The 18,178-nt window shown below is 65.7% G+C and carries 20 protein-coding genes and 1 pseudogene; 10 read left to right on the top strand and 11 right to left on the bottom strand.

Annotated features, from left to right (window positions below; all coding sequences use genetic code 11):
• Positions 1 to 122: 122 nt before the first annotated feature.
• Positions 123 to 359, bottom strand: coding sequence for a DUF397 domain-containing protein (locus LR394_RS37740; protein ID WP_231449507.1), 237 nt, complete (start codon positions 357 to 359; stop codon positions 123 to 125).
• Positions 356 to 1,198, bottom strand: a complete 843-nt coding sequence (locus LR394_RS37735; RefSeq protein ID WP_231449506.1) for a helix-turn-helix domain-containing protein — start codon at positions 1,196 to 1,198, stop codon at positions 356 to 358. The genes LR394_RS37740 and LR394_RS37735 overlap by 4 nt, the downstream gene beginning before the upstream one ends.
• 464 nt (positions 1,199 to 1,662) lie before the next feature.
• Between LR394_RS37735 and LR394_RS37730 the strand changes: the two genes are divergently transcribed.
• Complete coding sequence (locus tag LR394_RS37730; protein WP_231449505.1) at positions 1,663 to 1,812, top strand: hypothetical protein; 150 nt, start codon at positions 1,663 to 1,665, stop codon at positions 1,810 to 1,812.
• A 415-nt stretch (positions 1,813 to 2,227) separates the two neighbouring features.
• On the opposite strand, the gene LR394_RS37725 is transcribed toward LR394_RS37730, so the two are convergent.
• From LR394_RS37725 to LR394_RS37710, 4 genes are all read right to left on the bottom strand, one after another.
• A complete protein-coding gene (locus LR394_RS37725) occupies positions 2,228 to 3,178 on the bottom strand; it encodes an alpha/beta hydrolase (RefSeq protein ID WP_231449504.1) in 951 nt (316 codons plus the stop codon).
• Between the two features lie 132 nt (positions 3,179 to 3,310).
• On the bottom strand, positions 3,311 to 4,840 hold the full coding sequence (locus LR394_RS37720; RefSeq protein ID WP_407937201.1) for an MFS transporter: 1,530 nt from the start codon (positions 4,838 to 4,840) through the stop codon (positions 3,311 to 3,313).
• A 155-nt stretch (positions 4,841 to 4,995) separates the two neighbouring features.
• Positions 4,996 to 5,880: an alpha/beta fold hydrolase gene (locus tag LR394_RS37715; protein WP_231449502.1), complete on the bottom strand. Its 885-nt coding sequence runs from the start codon at positions 5,878 to 5,880 to the stop codon at positions 4,996 to 4,998.
• Positions 5,881 to 6,021: 141 nt separating this feature from the next.
• Complete coding sequence (locus tag LR394_RS37710) at positions 6,022 to 6,621, bottom strand: RBBP9/YdeN family alpha/beta hydrolase (protein ID WP_231449501.1); 600 nt, start codon at positions 6,619 to 6,621, stop codon at positions 6,022 to 6,024.
• 250 nt (positions 6,622 to 6,871) lie between these two features.
• Here LR394_RS37710 and LR394_RS37705 point away from each other — a divergent pair, with 250 nt between their 5' ends.
• Complete coding sequence (locus LR394_RS37705; RefSeq protein WP_231449500.1) at positions 6,872 to 7,252, top strand: MerR family transcriptional regulator; 381 nt, start codon at positions 6,872 to 6,874, stop codon at positions 7,250 to 7,252.
• 595 nt (positions 7,253 to 7,847) lie between these two features.
• Here the strand turns inward: LR394_RS37705 and LR394_RS43860 are convergent.
• Positions 7,848 to 8,093, bottom strand: coding sequence for a TetR-like C-terminal domain-containing protein (locus tag LR394_RS43860; protein WP_407937203.1), 246 nt, complete (start codon positions 8,091 to 8,093; stop codon positions 7,848 to 7,850).
• A gap of 375 nt (positions 8,094 to 8,468) precedes the next feature.
• On the opposite strand from LR394_RS43860, the gene LR394_RS37700 reads away from it, so the two are divergent.
• From LR394_RS37700 to LR394_RS37690, 3 genes are all read left to right on the top strand, one after another.
• Positions 8,469 to 8,702: a hypothetical protein gene (locus LR394_RS37700; RefSeq protein ID WP_231449499.1), complete on the top strand. Its 234-nt coding sequence runs from the start codon at positions 8,469 to 8,471 to the stop codon at positions 8,700 to 8,702.
• Positions 8,703 to 8,706: 4 nt separating this feature from the next.
• Positions 8,707 to 9,438, top strand: coding sequence for a hypothetical protein (locus tag LR394_RS37695; RefSeq protein ID WP_231449498.1), 732 nt, complete (start codon positions 8,707 to 8,709; stop codon positions 9,436 to 9,438).
• A 219-nt stretch (positions 9,439 to 9,657) separates the two neighbouring features.
• Positions 9,658 to 11,202, top strand: a complete 1,545-nt coding sequence (locus LR394_RS37690) for a S8 family peptidase (protein WP_231449497.1) — start codon at positions 9,658 to 9,660, stop codon at positions 11,200 to 11,202.
• A gap of 109 nt (positions 11,203 to 11,311) precedes the next feature.
• Here the strand turns inward: LR394_RS37690 and LR394_RS37685 are convergent, their stop codons facing one another.
• Complete coding sequence (locus tag LR394_RS37685) at positions 11,312 to 11,503, bottom strand: helix-turn-helix transcriptional regulator (RefSeq protein WP_231449496.1); 192 nt, start codon at positions 11,501 to 11,503, stop codon at positions 11,312 to 11,314.
• A gap of 56 nt (positions 11,504 to 11,559) precedes the next feature.
• A complete protein-coding gene (locus LR394_RS37680) occupies positions 11,560 to 12,390 on the bottom strand; it encodes an SDR family oxidoreductase (RefSeq protein ID WP_407937200.1) in 831 nt (276 codons plus the stop codon).
• A 152-nt stretch (positions 12,391 to 12,542) separates the two neighbouring features.
• Between LR394_RS37680 and LR394_RS37675 the strand changes: the two genes are divergently transcribed.
• The 3 genes from LR394_RS37675 to LR394_RS37665 all read left to right on the top strand — a co-directional run bounded on the left by LR394_RS37675 (position 12,543) and on the right by LR394_RS37665 (position 15,563).
• On the top strand, positions 12,543 to 13,460 hold the full coding sequence (locus LR394_RS37675) for a helix-turn-helix transcriptional regulator (protein WP_231449495.1): 918 nt from the start codon (positions 12,543 to 12,545) through the stop codon (positions 13,458 to 13,460).
• A 746-nt stretch (positions 13,461 to 14,206) separates the two neighbouring features.
• The gene (locus LR394_RS37670) at positions 14,207 to 15,049 is read left to right on the top strand and encodes an alpha/beta hydrolase (protein WP_231449494.1); all 843 of its coding nucleotides are present in this window, start codon (positions 14,207 to 14,209) and stop codon (positions 15,047 to 15,049) included.
• A gap of 49 nt (positions 15,050 to 15,098) precedes the next feature.
• Positions 15,099 to 15,563: a MarR family winged helix-turn-helix transcriptional regulator gene (locus tag LR394_RS37665; protein WP_231449493.1), complete on the top strand. Its 465-nt coding sequence runs from the start codon at positions 15,099 to 15,101 to the stop codon at positions 15,561 to 15,563.
• A gap of 39 nt (positions 15,564 to 15,602) precedes the next feature.
• On the opposite strand, the gene LR394_RS37660 is transcribed toward LR394_RS37665, so the two are convergent.
• On the bottom strand, positions 15,603 to 16,640 hold the full coding sequence (locus tag LR394_RS37660) for a zinc-binding dehydrogenase (RefSeq protein WP_407937199.1): 1,038 nt from the start codon (positions 16,638 to 16,640) through the stop codon (positions 15,603 to 15,605).
• A 103-nt stretch (positions 16,641 to 16,743) separates the two neighbouring features.
• Between LR394_RS37660 and LR394_RS43460 the strand changes: the two are divergent.
• Both LR394_RS43460 and LR394_RS37650 read left to right on the top strand, forming a co-directional pair.
• Positions 16,744 to 17,010 (top strand): annotated as a pseudogene (locus LR394_RS43460) (helix-turn-helix domain-containing protein); the annotation flags it as partial.
• An 81-nt stretch (positions 17,011 to 17,091) separates the two neighbouring features.
• Complete coding sequence (locus LR394_RS37650) at positions 17,092 to 17,907, top strand: hypothetical protein (protein WP_231449490.1); 816 nt, start codon at positions 17,092 to 17,094, stop codon at positions 17,905 to 17,907.
• On the opposite strand, the gene LR394_RS37645 is transcribed toward LR394_RS37650, so the two are convergent.
• Positions 17,874 to 18,137, bottom strand: a complete 264-nt coding sequence (locus tag LR394_RS37645) for a hypothetical protein (RefSeq protein ID WP_231449489.1) — start codon at positions 18,135 to 18,137, stop codon at positions 17,874 to 17,876. The two genes, LR394_RS37650 and LR394_RS37645, sit on opposite strands and share 34 nt — an antisense overlap.
• Positions 18,138 to 18,178 lie beyond the last annotated feature (41 nt).

Below are 18,178 nucleotides of genomic sequence, written 5' to 3'. Positions count from 1 at the left end.
CGATGAGCCGGGATCGGAAGCCGCACCTTTGAACAACTGCTGCGGGCCCGGTTATGGACCGCCCAGCGTGGAGTCGCAGAGCGGGCCAGGGGCCGTAGCCCCTGGCCCGACGCCCCTCGATGTCAGGAGTGCGGCGTGCCGAACTCCCCGGCCCGTGCCCCCGCCAGGAATGCCGACCATTCCTCGGCGTTGAACTCCAGCACCGGCCCCTGTCCCTTGCTCTTGGTGTCGCGCACCCGCGCGCCGCCCTGGTCCGACAACGAGACCTCGACGCACCCTCCCCCGCCGCTGAAGGTGCTCTTGCGGAAGTCTGCCCAGGTCCCACTGTCCGTGCCGGTACCAGCGTTCTCGATGCTCACGTGAAGTTCTCCAGATTGGTCTGCAGCCGCTCCAGGGACTCCTGCGGGCTGAGCGCCATCGCCCGGAGAACATCAAAAGTGCGCTCGTAGAGCGCAACTTCGTCGGGTCCTTCCAGGCACGCGTCCCACAGGTTGCCTTCAAGGTAGACGGCCTTGAGGTTGAGTGGTGGTTCGAGTCCCAGGATCACGAACGGACCGGTGATCCCAGGATGCTCACGGTGTTCCTTGGCCAGGACCTGAACGGTGATCCGCCGACTCTGCGCCTTGGCGATGAGGTGCTCGATCTGTGCCCGCATCACCTGCGGGCCACCGATCGGGCGCATCAGGGCTTCCTCGGCAATGACTGACCACAGCCGAAGATCACCAAGGCGCTGCTGCCGGCGCAGTCGCATCTGCACACCGTTCTCCACGCCCTCGTCCGACGCGTCCAGGGTGGCCCCCCGGATGACGGCGCGCGCGTAGTCGCGGGTCTGCAAGAGCCCGGAGAGGAACGTCAGCGAGAAATCGTTGACTGTGCTGGCTTCCTCCTCCAGACCGATCAAGGTCTTGGTGGCATCGAGTTCAACGGTCTCGGCGGCGAAGTACTGCCACCAACCCTTCTGGGCCGCCTGGCTGGACAGCCTTTCCAGGAATTCCGCCTGCTGCCCAGTGACTTCGTAGACACGAAAAAGTGCACGCAAAACTGGGAGCTTGACCCCGACCAGGCCGTTCTCGATCCGTGAGAGGGCGGACTTCGAGACACCGATGTCCTGGGCGACCTCGTCAATGGTCAGGCCGCTTGCCTCACGGAGCCTTTTGAGCTCCGCGGTCAGTCGTCGACGGCGAACCGTTGGACTCACTGCCACACCTGGACGGTAGCGCTTTGCGCAAGGTTCGGACAGGGAATTGCAGAATTACTTACCGGTCGCGTGTCGCTTAGCTTTCCGGCAGGTCAGAGGCTCTGACAGGAATGGGGGACGCACTCGTCGACAAAGCAGCTTTGCGGGAGTTGCAGAGGAGAAATGCCGGTGCGACGATTTTCAGCAGAGGGGGTGGTTGACCTTGCGCTCCTGGGGCCCGAGTTGAGGCCGCATCGGGCTACCGACCCACAGGACACGATTCAGGCCGGCCTCGGATCAGAACATCGCTGATCGGCTGCGCCGAACGCGAGCTGGGCCGGTGCGCCAACACCGACCCAGCGGGACGTCAGCCGATCTCTAGGGAAGGTCGCTGACATGCACAAGACTACAACCCGTTATCCCCGGACCACGAGCGGTTCCGTCGCACACCGGCTGCAGCAACGCCCCGACAGAGGTGGTCGGCTATGGACGTGACGGCGTTACTGCTCGTGGCGTTCATCGTTGCCGCTGTCGCCGTGAACTTCTGGCGGGAAGTGCTGTTCACCCTCCTGGTGTGCAGCATCGCTGCGGTGATGGCCGCCGGCCACATGCTCCTGCAGCTCATGGGCGGGTAGCAGCAGCCTGGCACCAGAGAACGACGTGGGGGCGATTCCCGGCCATCACGGCAATCGCCCCCACTATCCCGTTCCTTCAACGGCCTCGAGCCGCTCTTTGACCGCGAGCACCACCCTGTCGTGGGTCGTGACACTGGCAGCCGAGCAAACGCGTCCATCCTCGGCATCTTCGCCCGGGCGCCTCGGTTAGCAGCCATCGGAGGTGAGCTGAAGATGCCGCTCTTCGGCTCCGGATTCGCTGTCGCCACCGGTGTTTCGAATATCGGGAGGCTGATGGAGCGTGATTGCGGGCAAGAGGGCGTCGAGCTGTTTTCTAACCGTGCATGAGGGAGATCCACGACCGTGTTGACGGGTCTTCCGGACCCGGGTGCCAAATCCTGTGGATCTGTGGTGACGCGGACCCCTTTTCGTTCGGTCAGGCGAGCATGCGCTCGACGTAGGCGTGGCGTGCGTGGCGGTTTCCGACGGAGATAGGCGCGTCCGGCACCATCAGTTCGAACGTGTGGACACCTCCGGGCCACATGTGGAACTCGACCTGGATGCCGGCCTGGGACAGGCGAGCCGCGTAGTCGATGGCCGGGTCGCGGAAGGGCTCGGCATTCCCGACGTCGATGAAGGCGGGCGGCAGTCCGGACAGATCGACGGCCCTGGCGGGCGCTGCGTAGGGGGATACGGTGTCGCTGCGGACTGCATCGCCGAGCAGGGCTGCCCAGGCGAAGCGGTTGTTCTCCCGGTGCCAGCTGCCTTCACCGGTGAAGTCCACGCTGGAGGGAGTCAGTTCGCGGTCGTCCAGCATCGGTGACCACAGGATCTGGTGAGTGATGGCCGGACCTGACCGGTCGCGGGCCATCAGGGTGATCCCGGCGGCCAGTCCACCTCCGGCGCTGATGCCGAGGACCGAGATCTGGTGCGGGTCTGCATGGAACTCGTCGGCGTGCTCAGCGGTCCAGACCAGGCCGGCGTAGCAGTCGTCTATGGGTGCAGGGTGCGGATGTTCGGGTGACAGCCGGTATTCGACGGATACGATGATCGCGCCGTGGTTGGCTGCGAACGGTGCCACGAGTTCGATACCGGTGTACCGATCTCCCAGGACCATGCCTCCTCCGTGAATGTAGTAGATCACGGGGCGAGGTCCGGTGAAGCCGGTCGGCGACAGGATCAGCAGGGTGACGTCCGGTGCATCCGTGGTGCTGGGAACGACACGTTCCTGGGCCGTGAACCTGCTGTCTGCGACCAGGTCATCGAGTGACCCGGACGGGGCCATCGTCCTGATCACTGGGAGGTTTTCGGCGGTGATCTCGAAGGTCAGTTCCGGGTGCTCCCGAAAAGCTTTCGTGATCGCCGGGTCGAGCTCTACTCTCGTCACTTCGTCTCACCCTTGCTGGAATCTACTGGAACACATGATGAATGGCGTTCTGGGCCTTGTGCGCCCTTCATGGATGCGTCAAGGCACGGGGATGGTCTGGGCGACTCGTCGCGGGCGAAGGCCCTGCGTGGATCACACGTGGACGACGGGCCCTGCATCTGGGTCCTGGGCGAGTGGTCCTGAGCGCAGCAGCGCCCCGGAGATCACGGCACCGATCAGGAAGATGACGGCGCACCACATGAACGTGGTGGTGTAACTGTGCACGGCGGCCCCGGCGGCGACGGCGCTGCTGATGCTGTTCTGGCCTGCAAGCTGGTCGGTCAGGGCGCTGGCAGCAATGGAACTGAGCACAGCGGTTCCGACCGAGTAACCGACTTGCTGGCCGGTGTTCATCAGGGCCGAGGCAGCTCCGGCGTCTTCGGCGCGGACGCCGGAGATACCGGCTGTCATGGCCGGGGCGATGGCCATGCCCGTGCCGATTCCGGTCACGATGAGCGGTCCCAGCACGTCGCTGGTGTAGCTGGAGGTCGTGTCGATGCCGGTGAGCCAGAACAACCCGGCACCGGCGACGACGAATCCGGTCGGGACCAGGGGACGGGCCCCGTACCGGGGCACCAGGATGCTGTTGGCTGCGGTTGCTGTCACCGCCAGACCGGCGATCATCGGCACGAAGGCGGCACCGCTGCTGATCGGGCTGAGCCCTAGGTTCTGCTGGAAGTAGTAGGTCAGGAACAACAGGACACCGAACTGCCCCAGCCCCAGGAGCATGACCGAGAGCAGGGCTGCGCCGCGTGTGCGGTCGAACAGGACACGTAACGGGATGAGCGGGTGGGCCACCCGAGTCTCGATCAGGGTGAACACGGTGAGCAGGACGACAGCGGCCACCAGGCAGGCCCAGACCGCCGGCTCGCCCCAGGCGTGTGTCTCAGCGTTCGCGAATCCGTTGACCAGACAGAACAGACCGGCTGAGACGGTGAGGGTGCCGGGGATGTCCAGGCGTGGCCGAGGCCCCTCGGGTGCCTGATGGTGCAGCGTGGTCCAGGCCCCGGCCACCGTCACCACCGCGATGACGATGTTGACGTACAGGCACCAACGCCAGTCCAGCCACTGGGTGAGAACGCCGCCGAGCAGCAGTCCGGCGGCCAGGCCCGCCCCGGCGATGGCACCGTAGATGCCGAAGGCCTTGGCCCGTTCGCGCGCGTCGGTGAAGGTCGTCATCAGCAGGGACAGCGTGGCCGGGGCCAGGAGCGCGCCGAACACCCCCTGGGCTGCACGGGCGGTGACCAGCATCCCGATGTCGGTGGCTGCCCCACCGATCGCGGAGGCGGCGGCGAAGCCGATCAGGCCGATCAGCAGCGCACGTTTGCGCCCCATCAGGTCACCGACCCGCCCACCCAGCGGGAGCAGGGCACCGAAGGCCAGCGCGTAGGCGGTGATGACCCACTGCCGGGCGTCGTGGGAGAAACCCAGGTCCTCCTGGGCCGAGGGCAGAGCGATGTTCACGATCGTGGCGTCGAGCACGACCATCAACTGCGCCGCGCCCAGCACCCCGAGGATCAGCCAGCGCTGAGCGTGATGCGGATGGGCAGGTATGGATGGGGCGCCGGGGGAATCTTGTGAGGTGGTCACGGATCGATCTCTCTTCGGAGGCGCGGTGGACATGGATGTCGAGCCCCATGGGCTCTGCCGGTGCCTCAACAGCAGATACGGGGACCGGTCCAGGAGTTCGCTCGCTGAGAAGGGACCACTGCGGGAGCAGCGCGGATCGTGGGACGGGTGGTGCCGGTCACCGCAGCGGCCGGCACCACCGGGTGCGCTCAGGCGAGGAAGAACTCCAGCAGACGCCGGGACGTCCACTCCGGGGCTTCTTCAGGGATGAAATGAGCGGCGTCCGGGGCCAGGTCACCCTGAACGTCCTCGGCCACCATGCGCAGGGCCTGCTCAACGCCCTCGCGGATACCGACCTCGCCGCCGACCGCCAGGACCGGCATGGTCAGCGGGCCGGCTGCCTTCAGGGCCGCGATCTGGTCGAACATGTCGTTGGCTCGGTAGTACTCGAAGCTGGCTCGCAGGGTGGCCGGGTCGCGCAGCGCCTCGACGTAGACGTCTACCGCCTGCGCCGGGATCTTTTCCGGGGTAGCCGCTTTCGTGGCGAACTGGTGGCTGAAGTAGAGGCCCTCGCGGCCGCTCACCAGTTGCTCATTGATCGACTCCAGCCGGTTGAAGACGAAGTGCCACACCAGCTCGTTGGTCTGCGGGTCCATGAGCAGGGGCGGCATCGGTGACAGGCCCGGCAGGATCGACTCCATCACGGCCAGTTTCATCACCAGTTCGGGATGGGCCGCGGTCAGGGCGTAGCCCACGATCATGCCCAGGTCGTACCCGGCCACGTAGTACTTCTCGTGACCGAGCGCCTGCATCGCCCCGGCCGCGTCAGACGCCAGAGAGACCGGGTCGTAGCCAGCATCGGGCTTGTCGCTGGCACCCATGCCACGCAGGTCGATGGCGACCACGCTGAAGTTCTGCGCCAGGGCGGGCATGGCCAGTCGCCAGGCGTACCAGAACTGGGGCCACCCCGGCAGCAGGAGCAGGGCCGGGCCCTGACCGCCGACGACGGCGTGCAGTTTCAGTCCATTCACCTCAACGGTGCGGCTGGTGAAGGTATCGGCGAAACCTTCGGGCAGATGAGGGACGTTGTTCACGGTGGGCAGCACAGGGGAACCTCATGTCGGTGAATCATGTTCTAGAGATCGGATGGTGCGCACGACTGGCTCAGTCGCTCTCGTGCTGGACGAGGTGCTCCCTCAGGCCGCACCTCGTCCCTCGAACCTGGGAACAGCTGGTCAGGAACGACCGGCGGTGATGGCCTCGAGTGCCTGCGGAAGCTCAGTGATCCCGTCCATGCCCAGGAAGTGACCTGCCCCGGGAACGACCACGGCGGAAACCCCGAGCAGGGTGGCCAGGCGGTCGGTCAGCTCAACCGGGACCAGAGCGTCGACGTCGGAGCGCAGGATCGTGATCCGGTCCACGTGCTTGCTCAGTTCGCTCAGCTCGGCCGGCTGGAGGCCGTTGCCGATGTAGGCGTCCAGGTTCGGCAGGGCGGGAAGCAGGTCCACGAAACCGGAGACCAGAACCAGTTCCCCGAGCCGCCACGGCCCCTCGAGCGTCGCGAGATACCGCAGGACCGTGAGCACGCCGAGGCTGTGCGCCACCACCACCGTGTTCTGGTCGACCGGGTCACCGGCGGGCCGGGAGAGTGCCTGCCCCACCTCGGCGACCCACCGCTGCGGGTTGGGGTCCAGCGGATCCGGAAGAGCCGGGACCTGCGCGGAGAACCCGGATGACTCCAGCTGCTTGGCCAGCCAGGTGAACCAGTGGTCATCGGGCGTAGCACCGAAACCGTGGAAGATCAGAGCGCGTCGTTCAGTCGTTGCTGATGTCATGAACAGGACGGTAAAGATTGACGTTAGCGTGAAGGTCAACCCCGAACATGAGAGCTGGATATCGGTACATACGGCATAATTTGGTGCCGGGCTGCCTGGACTGCGGGGCGTACAGCGAAGGTGCCCCGATCCGAACTAGGCGGCAGTGGCCCGGTCGGGCGATAGGCGACTACTCCAACTTTTCTGCCCAGTAGCCAGGTGTAAACTCTGACGTCCATGTCAGGGTTCAACGGCAAGGAGACTCGCAACGGTGAAAATCAGTCAGCTCGCCGAAGCGACCGGGGCAAGTCCCCGCGCACTGCGCTACTACGAAGAGGTGGGCCTGATCACCGCCTCACGTCTGTCCAACGGCTACCGCGACTATGACGAAACCGCCGTCCAGACAGTCGAACTCATCCGTTCCATGCTGGACTCCGGCCTCTCCAGCGACATCATCAAGCTCATCCTCCCCTGCACCGGCGACGCTGGACCGACCGGCGACTGCGAAGGCATCGGCCGTCAGGTCCTCACGCTCCGCGAGGAACTGACCAGCAAACTTGAGCAAATAAGTCTGACCCGGAACAAGCTAGATGAATACCTGCAGTCCGAAATGGGACTGGTCGCAAAGCCTTCCACAACCCACAAGCCATGAAGTGTACGTTCCTCACGGTGGTGGGTTGATCTTTCAAAGTAATCTTGGCCGGCCGTACCCACCAGACCGAGAGACTCGAAGATCGCCGGGGTCACGGCAAGGACCTGGCCCGCCGGTTCGCTGCCTGAACAGTTCGAGCGAGCGACTCGAAGGCGTGCCGACACAACGTCGAGACGCTGCCGTCCGAAGCCACCAACTCCCGTAAGAACGACGACGCAGAAACGTGTTCCGACTCTGAAAACAGAACCCGCCACCCGTAAACCGGTGTCGAACTCCGCCAGCCGCCCGATACCCCCGACCACCACAGGACCTCCCCGTCCCAGGACGAACGTACCGGCTCGGTTCTCCAGAAGAGTTCAGTTAACTAACCGAGCACCGGCTTCCTGAGCTCAGGAAGCATCGTCGTCGGGAAGTCCTCGGTCGAAGCCTACGAAAGGGCCACGGAGACGGCGCGACTGGCCCAGCCAGGTTCACAAGCACACCACGAAGCGGATTGGCCTCCCACGACGCCCGGGCAAAGGTCGCCGACGGCGAAGGCGCCAAGCCCAGCCCGGCCCTCGCAACCTCCTGCGCAGTCGAACCCGGCATCACGCCTTCAGGCCATCGAGCATCTGGCGGATGTGGGCTGTAGCTGCTTGCGAATCCAGGAGAGATGCCCAACGAGAAGGCGATACCAGAACACGCCGAACATCTGATCAACGGCGAGATCCAGGTCGGCGTCCGGGCGTATCTCCCCGCGTTCGCGTGCGCGGATGAGCAGGTGCAGCACGACGTCACGACGTGACTGGACCCAGGCACGGAACGGATCCTGGACCCCTGGCTCCAGCTGAGCCTCCACCATCAGCCCGCGCAAGGCACGCACGCGAGGGACGAAAGCGGCACCTTGGTACAGCGGTAGATGGCGCTCTTCGCCACTCCCGAGCATGCCGCGATGCTCTCCATGGTGATCGCGAGGGCACCAGCTATCAGCCGCACGTCGTGATCGACCGCAACCTGTGCACCGGGCGGAATCCTGCCTCCGCCGGGTCGCTCGCGGAAAAGGTCGTGAGTGCGCTCGGCTGAGGACAGGTCCTCATGACAGGGGGCGCGTCGCGCGCAAGGGGTTAACTCCTGGGAGTGCTCGTCATCACGGCCGCCTGGCAACCTCCGAACAGTCTGAAGTAATGCGATCTGGACGTTCCTCCCGCGCCGAGCTGCTGGACTTGTCCGAAGGCTGGTGAAGTTTCATCCGGCTGATGCTGGCGATCCGGGCCGATCACGACGCGGTGATGCCAGCCGAGCACGGACCCGGCTGGCCGCTCTCTACCTGAACACACGCCTGGAGATCATCACCGACTCCGGCACCCTGATCGCCGAGGACCAGCCCGAACCCATGGCCGAGCCGATCCGGGAGTTCGCCCCGACCCGAACCACCGGTCTTGTCACCCACAGCACTCGATCGATACCGTGAGTGAGTGCACGTCAGATCCAGCCTGCTGTTGTCCGCAGCCGCGGTGTGCGCGGTCGCGTACGGTGCTGCGGTCGTGCTCACGCAGTCCCCCGACGAGATCCCGACCGCCGCACAGAGCTCGCCAGTGCCGTCGGCCAGCGCGAACCCGCACGGGTACGAGTCGATCCTGATTGAGGGACGCGCGGTGGTCGCCTCCCCGGACGAGGTGATGCGTCAGGATCTGGACACCTATGCGGAGCAGCACGGCCAGACCTTCGACGAGACGCTGCAGCAGTTCCACGGCAGCACCACGTTCAGTGAACTCTCGAACGACATCGAAGCGGACCCGCACTCCGGCTACGTCCAGTCGGCCTGGCACTCCCCCGATGCCGACAAACCCTGGATCCGCTTCACCGACAAGCCCAGCCCGGCGATCCTGCTCAGGATCGAGACCGAGGCAACCGGCCCCGTCGAGGTCCAGTGGGGCGCCCCACTCAACGCCACATCCTTGGAACGGGTGGCACAGGAGATCTACGGGGCCGTGGTCAACTATCCCGGCGTGGCAACCGCTACCGGCGGGCCCGAGAGCGACGGCAGCATCAAGATCGAGTACCGACTGGAACCCGGCGCCACGGTGAACGCCACCCAGCTCAGAAGAGCCGCGCTCAGGGCCGGCGCCAAGGCCAGCCCGACCAAGGACGTACCGGTCGAGGTGCGACTGGTGGATTCGCCCGAGCTTCAGAGCTCGTTAAAGTAAAAGCTGCTTCACTCCTGGGCCAGCCTCGCCGACGATCGTTCCTCGGCCAGAAACGTTCCTGGCCATCACGATGTCAACCCTAGCGAGCGTGAACGGTTCCGGAGCGATCCACCGGTCTCCGACGAACGATGGAGTCCGCACCGGTTCTGCGCTGTCGTTGCGCCAGGCCCGCTACCGTCCGAAGACGTTCCGGCACAGCGTCTTCACGGGGTGAGCAGAATGTCCACGACGTACCTGAAACGGGCGGTCACCGCCGTTGTCACGGCGGGTTTGACCTTGGTCAGCACCGCCGCGGCCGAGGGCTCGGCGTACGAGGCGCCGCTGGAACGAGCGGGCGGCGAGGTTCTCGCCGGTCAGTACATCGTGGTCCTGAAGAACCAGGCCAAGGGCACCGAGGTCGCACAGCGGCACAAGGTCAGCGCAACCAGCGTGTACTCCCATGCACTCAGCGGTTTCGCCGCCACGCTGAGCCCTGCCCAGCTGAAGACCGTACGGGCCGACCGCACGGTCGCCTACGTGGTTCCCGACGGCGTGGTCCGAGCCCTGGGCAAGCCCACCCCCGAACCTCCACGGGTCAAACCGTCCGGGACCCGGCGCACCGGTCCGGTCATCGACCGCAACGGTGCCGCAAGCACCACCCCCAGGGCGGTGCAGGCGTCTGCTCCCTGGGGACTGGACCGGATCGACCAGCGCACCCGGAACCGGGACGGTCAGTACCGGTATGTCGCCACCGGCTCCGGGGTGACTGCCTTTGTCCTCGACACGGGTATTCAGGCTTCGCACAACCAGTTCGGCGGACGTGTGATTCAGGGCTATGACGCCATCGGGGACGGGCGGGGCACGAACGACTGCTATGGGCACGGCACTCAGGTCGCCGGTGTCATCGGAGGCGCGACCTACGGTGTGGCCAAGCAAGTGCGTCTGGTGCCGGTGCGGGTCCTGAACTGCGACGGCACGGGGACCTCGTCGGCTGTCATTGCGGGCGTCGACTTCGTGACCGGAGCACGCAGCGGCCCTTCGGTGGCGAACATGAGCCTGGGCGGCGGCTACACCAAGGCCCTCAACGATGCAGTGTCCGCGTCCATCGCCTCCGGCGTGACGTACACCGTCGCAGCAGGAAACTTCAATGGCGATGCCTGTACTCTCTCGCCTGCTTCGGTGCCGGCGGCCCTGACGGTCGGGGCAAGCGATGTCCTGGACCGGCGCGCCTCCTTCAGCAACTGGGGCCCCTGCGTGGATCTGTTCGCACCCGGCGAGAAGATCCCGTCCGCCAGCATCGGTTCCAGCACGGCGACAGCGACCAGCAGCGGTACGTCGCTGGCCTCGCCGCATGTGGCAGGGCTGGCCGCCCTCTACCTCCAGGTCGCGCCCACCGCCACTACGGCCACCGTCAGCTCGGTCCTGCTCAACGCTGCCGTACCAGACGTGCTCACCGATCCGGCCGGCTCACCCAACCGCCTGGCCCGCAAGTGGACCGGCACCATGCCCAATGGCAGGGCCGCCTTCCAGGAACCGGACGGCACGTTCTGGCACCAGGCCGGCACCGGCACGATCACCGCCTCGCTGGAAGGCACCGCCGGGACCGACCAGGATCTGTACCTGTGGTGGTGGGACGGCAACGCCTGGCAGGCCGTCGCCGGGTCAGCCTCCGCGAGCGCCAGTGAACGGGTGGTCCTCTCCGGCCGCTCCGGCTACTTCACCTTGATGGTCGAGAACTACGCCGGCGCTGGGACCTACGACCTGTGGCTCTCCCGGCCCAGCTGAGATCACCCGGCTCCGGGTCCGGCCAGGCCTGCTGATCGTCCGGGCCGAGCCCGCCGGTGGTAAAGGCCGGTGAGCGAAAGCGGATTCGGTACTCGGATACGGAAAGCCCTTAGTGTGCGCGAAATCGGCGGGCGAAGTGGTTCTGGTCGGGCCAACCCACCGCGCGGGCGATGGCGGTGATCAGCTCGTAGGCCTCGAACCAAGACGTCCATCCGAGCCAGTCGGTCGGCAAACAGACCCGGATGGGCTCGAGAACAGCTGGCCTGGTGAAGACCAAGGACGCGATCACAGCCCAGGTCACGTTCCCAGCCAATCCCGGCCACCCAGCGCTTGCGGTGGGTGGCCGGGCCCGGACTCCTAGGCATGCGCAGTGGCTGCGGATGCTCCCTTCAACGGCTCGATCTCACGCGCGATACGGTCGTTGACCACTTCCCGCCGGTCCAGAGCGTCCTGCCCTACGGGCAGGTGGAGGGGCATTACCTCGCCCATGGCCACCTGGTAGATGAAACTGCCTCCCTTGGCTGGATCTCCGAGTTGTGTGTGATTGGCCTTCTCGGCCCAGTCCAGCGTGACATGGGCCGGCGTGCCGTCATACGCAGCAAGACGTTTCGCAGGCACCTGCACGGACGAGGGGTCCAGGAAGTCGGTTCGGAACACTCCCGGCTCGACGACCATGCTCTGGATGTTGAACGGAGCCAGTTCCGCAGCAAGCGCCTCGCTGATCCCGGCAACCGCGAACTTCGTTGCCGAGTACATGCTCACCCCTGGCTCCCCCTCGAACCCGGAACGTGATCCGATGTGAACGAGTTTTCCTCCGCCGGCCCGGCGCATGATCGGCAGGACGGCACGGGTCATGGCCACCAGGCCGAAGACGTTCACGTCGAATACCGCACGAGCTTCGGCATCCGTGATCTCCTCGAGCGCGCCCAGCAGGCCGCGTCCGGCATTGTTGACCAGCACGTCGATCGTTCCGAAGTGCTCGGCGACCTGAGCAACCGCGGCCTCCACCTGCGCCGGGTCGGTCACGTCGAGTCGCACGGCGAGCGCAGCCGGGTGGGCCCGAATGTCGTCGGGCAACTGCTCCGGCCTCCGAGCTCCGACAGCGACCCGCTGCCCGCCCGCCAGCGCAGCTCGCGTGATCTCCAACCCCAGACCACGCGCTCCACCGGTGATCATCCACGCAGACATGAAAATCCCACTCTCCCAATAGGTGTACCGCAGATCGCGGCGCCCTCATCCTCGGTCTCCTGGACATCCGCGAGAAGGCCCACGAATTCCTGGGACAGATTGGGCACCCCTTGACCGGCTCTGCGGCCCGGAAGTCCTGGCAGCATGGGGGCATGCCCGATCAGCAACCTCGACTCGCCGAGTTCTTGCGGGCGTCGCGCGCCCGACTCACACCACGACAGGCCGGTCTTGACGAAGCCGGACGCCGCCGGGTGACCGGTCTTCGCCGCGAGGAACTCGCCATGCTGGCCGGCGTGAGTGTTGACTACTACACCCGACTCGAACAAGGACGAAGCAAGAGCGCCTCACCCGAGGTGCTCGACGCCATCGCGGGCGCGCTCCAACTCGACGAGGTCGAACGGTCCCATCTTCAGGCCATCGCGCGTCCCCGTCCCCGCCGAGGGAGACCGGCCAAGCCACAGCGATTGCACCGTGCGACGGTCGGCCTGCTGGACACGTTCCAGGCCGCACATCGTCCCGCGTTCGTGCTTGGCCGACGTCTCGACGTCCTTGGACAGAACCGGCTCGCTGCCCTGCTGGTCACCGACTTCTCGAGCCTGCCCGTAACCGAACGGAACCAGGCCCGCTTCGTCTTCCTCGACCCGCATGCCCGCGAGCTGTACTCCGACTGGGAACAGGTCGCAGCCGACACTGCGGCCATGCTGCGCAGCGACGCCGGACGGCATGCGGACGACCCTGCGCTCGCGCAACTTGTCGGAGACCTGTCGATCTCCAGCCCGGCCTTTCGACAGCTGTGGGCTCGTAACCGCGTGCACGAGCGCAGCACCGGGACAAAGCGATACCACCATCCGCTCGTCGGAGACGTGGAGGTCAGCTATCAGGCCCTCACTCCGGCAGACGACACCGAGCAACGGCTGATGGTGTATGGCACTGAGCCCGGATCACGTTCGGCGCACGCTCTGCAGTTGCTGATTTCGGGTATCTCCGCAGCGACACCGCAGCCAGTACCCCAGCAACTTCGGGACTATGGGACCGGATTTCCAGCTCCTCTCCCTCGAGGATTCGACTGAGAACTTCCCTGCCGCCGGTTGGTTGCCCGTCCTATCAGCCCGGTACGGGAGTGGGTCAGGTGATCTGGATGGTTTCCCCCGTAGACGCAATCGTCTCCGTCCATGCGGTTCAGGTGCCTCCGTGGCTGGGTGCGCGTAGCCGCGGCCCATCCCGCTGTCATGCTGCGGAACGGCCGTTCCGGAGGGAAACGGCCCGAATAACTTTGACTGCCGATGCCTTTCGATGTCGTCCAAGATCGTCATCCACCCGTTTCACAGACCCGCAACTGTCCACAAGGTGACGATCCGGATGGTTCGTGGCCCGCATGTTCACTGTCTCGAACTGACCGTTTCGACGAATCTCACGATCAGCGTGCCAGTCGCCGCCAGTACTACGGTGGGACTTCGGCCGGTGATGTCCCGGAACGAACTCAACGAACTGCGGTGCATCGTCACCAGTTGCTCAGACCCGGGAGCCATTGTCAATCTTCCGGCTGCACAGGTGCCCAGCCGGTCTTGCTGAGCCTCTCCATCCCGCTACGGACCATCGTAGGCCCTGGCTCTTGCCAGAAGTGCATTCAACGGCCGGAACGCCTCAGAAACCGTTCTGCCCAGCAGCATGCGCGAGTTCGGCAACGAACGCCGTAGAGCGCCTCCTCAACCTCGATCCTCGCCCGTTGCTGGAGCAGGCGGGCGAAAGTCGGTCAATTCTACCCAGAAAAGACACTATCTTGACATGGCAATATTGACTCATCAAGATAGCCTGTATGGATACCACTTCCACGCCTGCGGCCTCGGCACCTGCGCCGGTCCTGACACCAGAAATGCTCGCGGCCGTACATGCCCCGGGGCCGGATCCGCTGGTCGATGAAGGAACAGTGAGGTTCGCCGGCGGCGGGGAGACGCTCTGGGCGCGTTTCGCGCAGCCGGAAGGGAATGCACCCATCGCCTCGGTCCTGCTGGTGCAGGGCTGGACCGGGTCCATCCAGAACTACGAGATTGCTCTCGGGCGGGAACTGGCCCGCAATGGTTTCGCCACAATGGCTTTCGACCTTCCCGGGCACGGGCGCTCGAGCGGTTCACGAGACGATCTGCCGTGTCTGTCCTTCGTCGAGGCAACGGCGGCAGCCTACGACGTGCTTGCCGACAAGGCGCCGGAGACCGATATCTTCGTCGTCGGAATGAGTTTCGGCGGCTACCTGGTGTCCCGGCTCCTGCAGCACCGGCCGGTGGCCGGCGCCGCCCTCCTCGTGCCGGCGAACTACCCCGATGGGGATGACCGCACCATGACCGCGGTGACGCTCACTCCTGAGGCCCAGCAATGGCGAGGCCAGACCCTGCCCAGCGGATCAACTGCCGCGATGCGGGCCCTGTCCACCTACGTGAGACCGCTTCTGGTCCTTCAGGCATCACGCGACGACCTGATCCCGCCTCAGACAGTGGACAACCTGATCCGGGACGTCCCGGTACACCAGGTGAGCAGATTCATGATCCAGGACGCCCCCCACCTGCTCTACACCGACCGCCGAGCTCTCGCAGCCACCAACGACGTGCTGATGACCTGGCTGCGTGAACGCAGCGGAGTTCTGCGACCGGTGCCCGCCAGCTAGGCTCCGTTCCTGTGAAGCGGCGCATGAGGCAGGCAGGTCAGACGTGGACGTGAGCCAGGACCCAGCTCTGGCCGTCCACCGGCTGGCAAGCGAACTCGACCAGGCGGCGGACGCCATGCTCCTGGCCCGGTTCGGGATCTCACAGTCGCGCTACCGTCTCCTGCACGCGCTGCGCCACGGCCAAACCTCGACCCAGCACGCCCTGGCTGTCGAACTCGGTGTCTCCGACGCGGTCGTCAGCCGCATGCTCCCGGCCCTGATCAGCAACGACTGGTGCCAGGTGGAAAACGACCCGAGCCACGGACGGCGTCGGCTGGTCGAACTCACCCCAGCCGGCGCCGAACTGCAGAACGCCTGCACGCACTTCCTCGTGCACGCATTCTCCGGTGCGTCCCAGGACGCCGGGGTTGATGTGTCTCGCCTGCTGGCCGACATCGAAGCTCTGACGCGCCAGATTCGCCGCTCCATGCAGCTCGGGCGGCGCGCCGCACCCGAGATGCCGGTACGGGAGTGAGCGACACCGCCCGAGCAAGGACGGTGAAGAGCTGATACCTCAGGGCTTCACAAGAACCTTGAGAGCCTGCCGGCCTGCCATGAGCCGGTAGGCCTCCGGAACGCCGTCCAGATCGGTGAAGACATCGAAAACCTTCCCAGGATCGATGGTTCCCGCGAGGACATCAGGAAGAAGGCGCTCGATGTAGGCCCGCACGGGAGCCGCCCCACCGACCAGTCGGATGTCGTGCCTGAAGAGGGACGCCATGCCGATCGGTGCCTCGTCGTACTGCGGCATCCCGACCCGGCTGATGACCCCGCCGTGACGCACCACGCCCAGCGCCTGGTCGTAGGCAGAGCGGGCGCCGGCCGCCTCCAGCACGATCTGGGAGCCTCGCCCCGCAGTGAGAGCCCGTACCGCCTCGATGCCCTCAGGGCCCCGGTCAGCTACGACGTGTGTCGCCCCGAACTGACGGCCCAGGTCGGTGCGCGCCTTGTGCCGACCCATCAGGATGATCTGCCCGGCACCCAGAAGCCGGGCCGACAGTACCGCCAGAAGCCCCACTGCTCCGTCGCCGATCACCGTGACCGTGCTACCGGCCTTCACCGCGCCGCACGCGGCGGCGTGAAACCCCGTGCCGAAGACATCAGCCAGGGTGAGCAGCGACGGCAGGAGTGCCTCGTCCACCTCGCCGGGAATACGGACCAGTGTCCCGTCGGCCAACGGGACCCGGGTCGCCTCGGCCTGCCCGACAACATCGGGCTCCAGGTCGAACATGCTGCTGTTGACGCACGACGTGTACAGGCCCTCCCGGCAGAACTCACAGGTCCCGTCGGAGAAGGCCCAGGGGCAGATCACCAGGTCGCCAGGCCGGACGGTGCGGACCTCGACACCGACCTCCTCGACCACACCGACGATTTCGTGACCGATGGTGACCGGCCCGTTGGCTCCGGGACCGTTCTGGTAGGGATAGAGATCAGAACCACAGACGGTAGAGGCCAGGATGCGCACCACCGCGTCGGACGGGTGTTTCAGGACAGCATCGGGAACCTGCTCGACGCGGACGTCGCCTGCGCCGTGAAGAAGAGTTGCTCGCATACCGAACAGGAAACCGTCCACCCCGAGCCGGTGGGGAGCCAGTAGATTGAGGGGGTATAAATGCTGCCTCCCATAGACCTTCGCGCGCCCGTAGTCTGAGCCGGTGAAACCAGCCGATAGCCCCCAGGCAGAGATCCGGAGCTTCCTCATCAGCCGCCGTGCCCGAATCTCGCCGGAGCGGGCCGGCATCTCCGGTGGTGCTCGCCGACGTGTTCCCGGACTTCGCCGCGAAGAAGTCGCGATGTTGGCGGGGGTCAGCGTCGAGTGGTTTACGAGACTTGAGAAGGGCAGCGGATCGGGGTTTTCCGACGAAGTACTTGCCTCGGTCGGCCGGGTGCTGGGGCTTGACGAGGACGAGCAGGGGTACCTGCGGCGGCCAGTGGGTCGGTGACAAGGTGGGCGACGCCGGATCCACAACGGCAGACGCCATTAGCAACGGTGCAAAGACAGCTTGGAAGGCAATCTTCTGATGATGGGCTCCGGTAGCGGGCAAGGCTTCATTCCGGGGCAAGAGGAGGATCCCCCGGCGGGATGGCCGAAGCCCTACCGGTCGATCGGGCGCATCGCCACGGTGATGCTCTTCGCCCTCCTGACCGCGCTCAGTCTATGGCTGGTCTGGGACGACCTGGGACATGGCCCTCACCTCGCAACGCTGAACTGGGTGCTGGCGGCGCTGTTGTTCGGCCACATCATGGGTTTGACGTTGCACACCATGCGTTGGCCGAAATCCCCTGCCGGCAATCCAGCTCGTGGCGTCAACGATCAGGGCGAGCCGGGGGTGATGTTCGTCTACTCGGGGTGGGCCTACTACTGGCTCTGTGCGGTAGCGGGAATCTGCGCCTTCGCGGTGTGGGGCTACGCGATTGCCGCCGGTCTTTCCGGTAACGGCTTGATCGCAGTGCTGGGCGTCGCGATCGGCGCTTCCCTGGCTTGGTACCTCGTGGCTATGGCGCGGACGGGTCGTGGGCGGGTCGTCCTCACCCAGAGCGGTATCTACCACCGAGTCCTGGTCCTCGAACACTTCGTTCCTTGGCACGCGGTGACCGAGATTCAAGCGCGTGCCCACCACACGCCCTGGATTACCGTGAAAGCCCTGCCGACGCCGGACACCCGCTTGAGAAATTACGCCGGCCGGTTCGTTCCCGGTGCCGACGGCCTGCCCTTCATGATCATCCGCGCGTATTGGCTAGGGGGTAACGCGGCAACCGCTTACGCCGCGCTGCACCGGTACTTCTACGAGCCGGAGGCAAGAGCGGAACTGGGATGACAGAAGACGATGCGGCCTTCGCGCGGAACGGTCGACCAAGGCCCAACTAGTCCCGCGGTCAGCGCGTCCAGCTGACTCTTGACCTCGGCCATGCCCTCGGCGCCGAGTGCCGCGGCGGTGGAGCCGACCTGCTCGGCCTCCAGGGCGGAGGCGCTGCCGGCTTGGGCTGCCGTATCGATCTGGTCGGCGATGCCGCTGATGAGTTCGGCCAGCTCGTCGATCTTGGACACCGGTTGCTCCCCGCATGGTTCAAATGTCGGTTAGGTCGGGA

This window comes from Kineosporia babensis (genome assembly GCF_021129305.1).
In the GTDB taxonomy this organism is placed as follows: Bacteria; Actinomycetota; Actinomycetes; order Actinomycetales; family Kineosporiaceae; genus Kineosporia; species Kineosporia babensis.
This window is presented reverse-complemented; position numbering and strand designations above follow the sequence as displayed.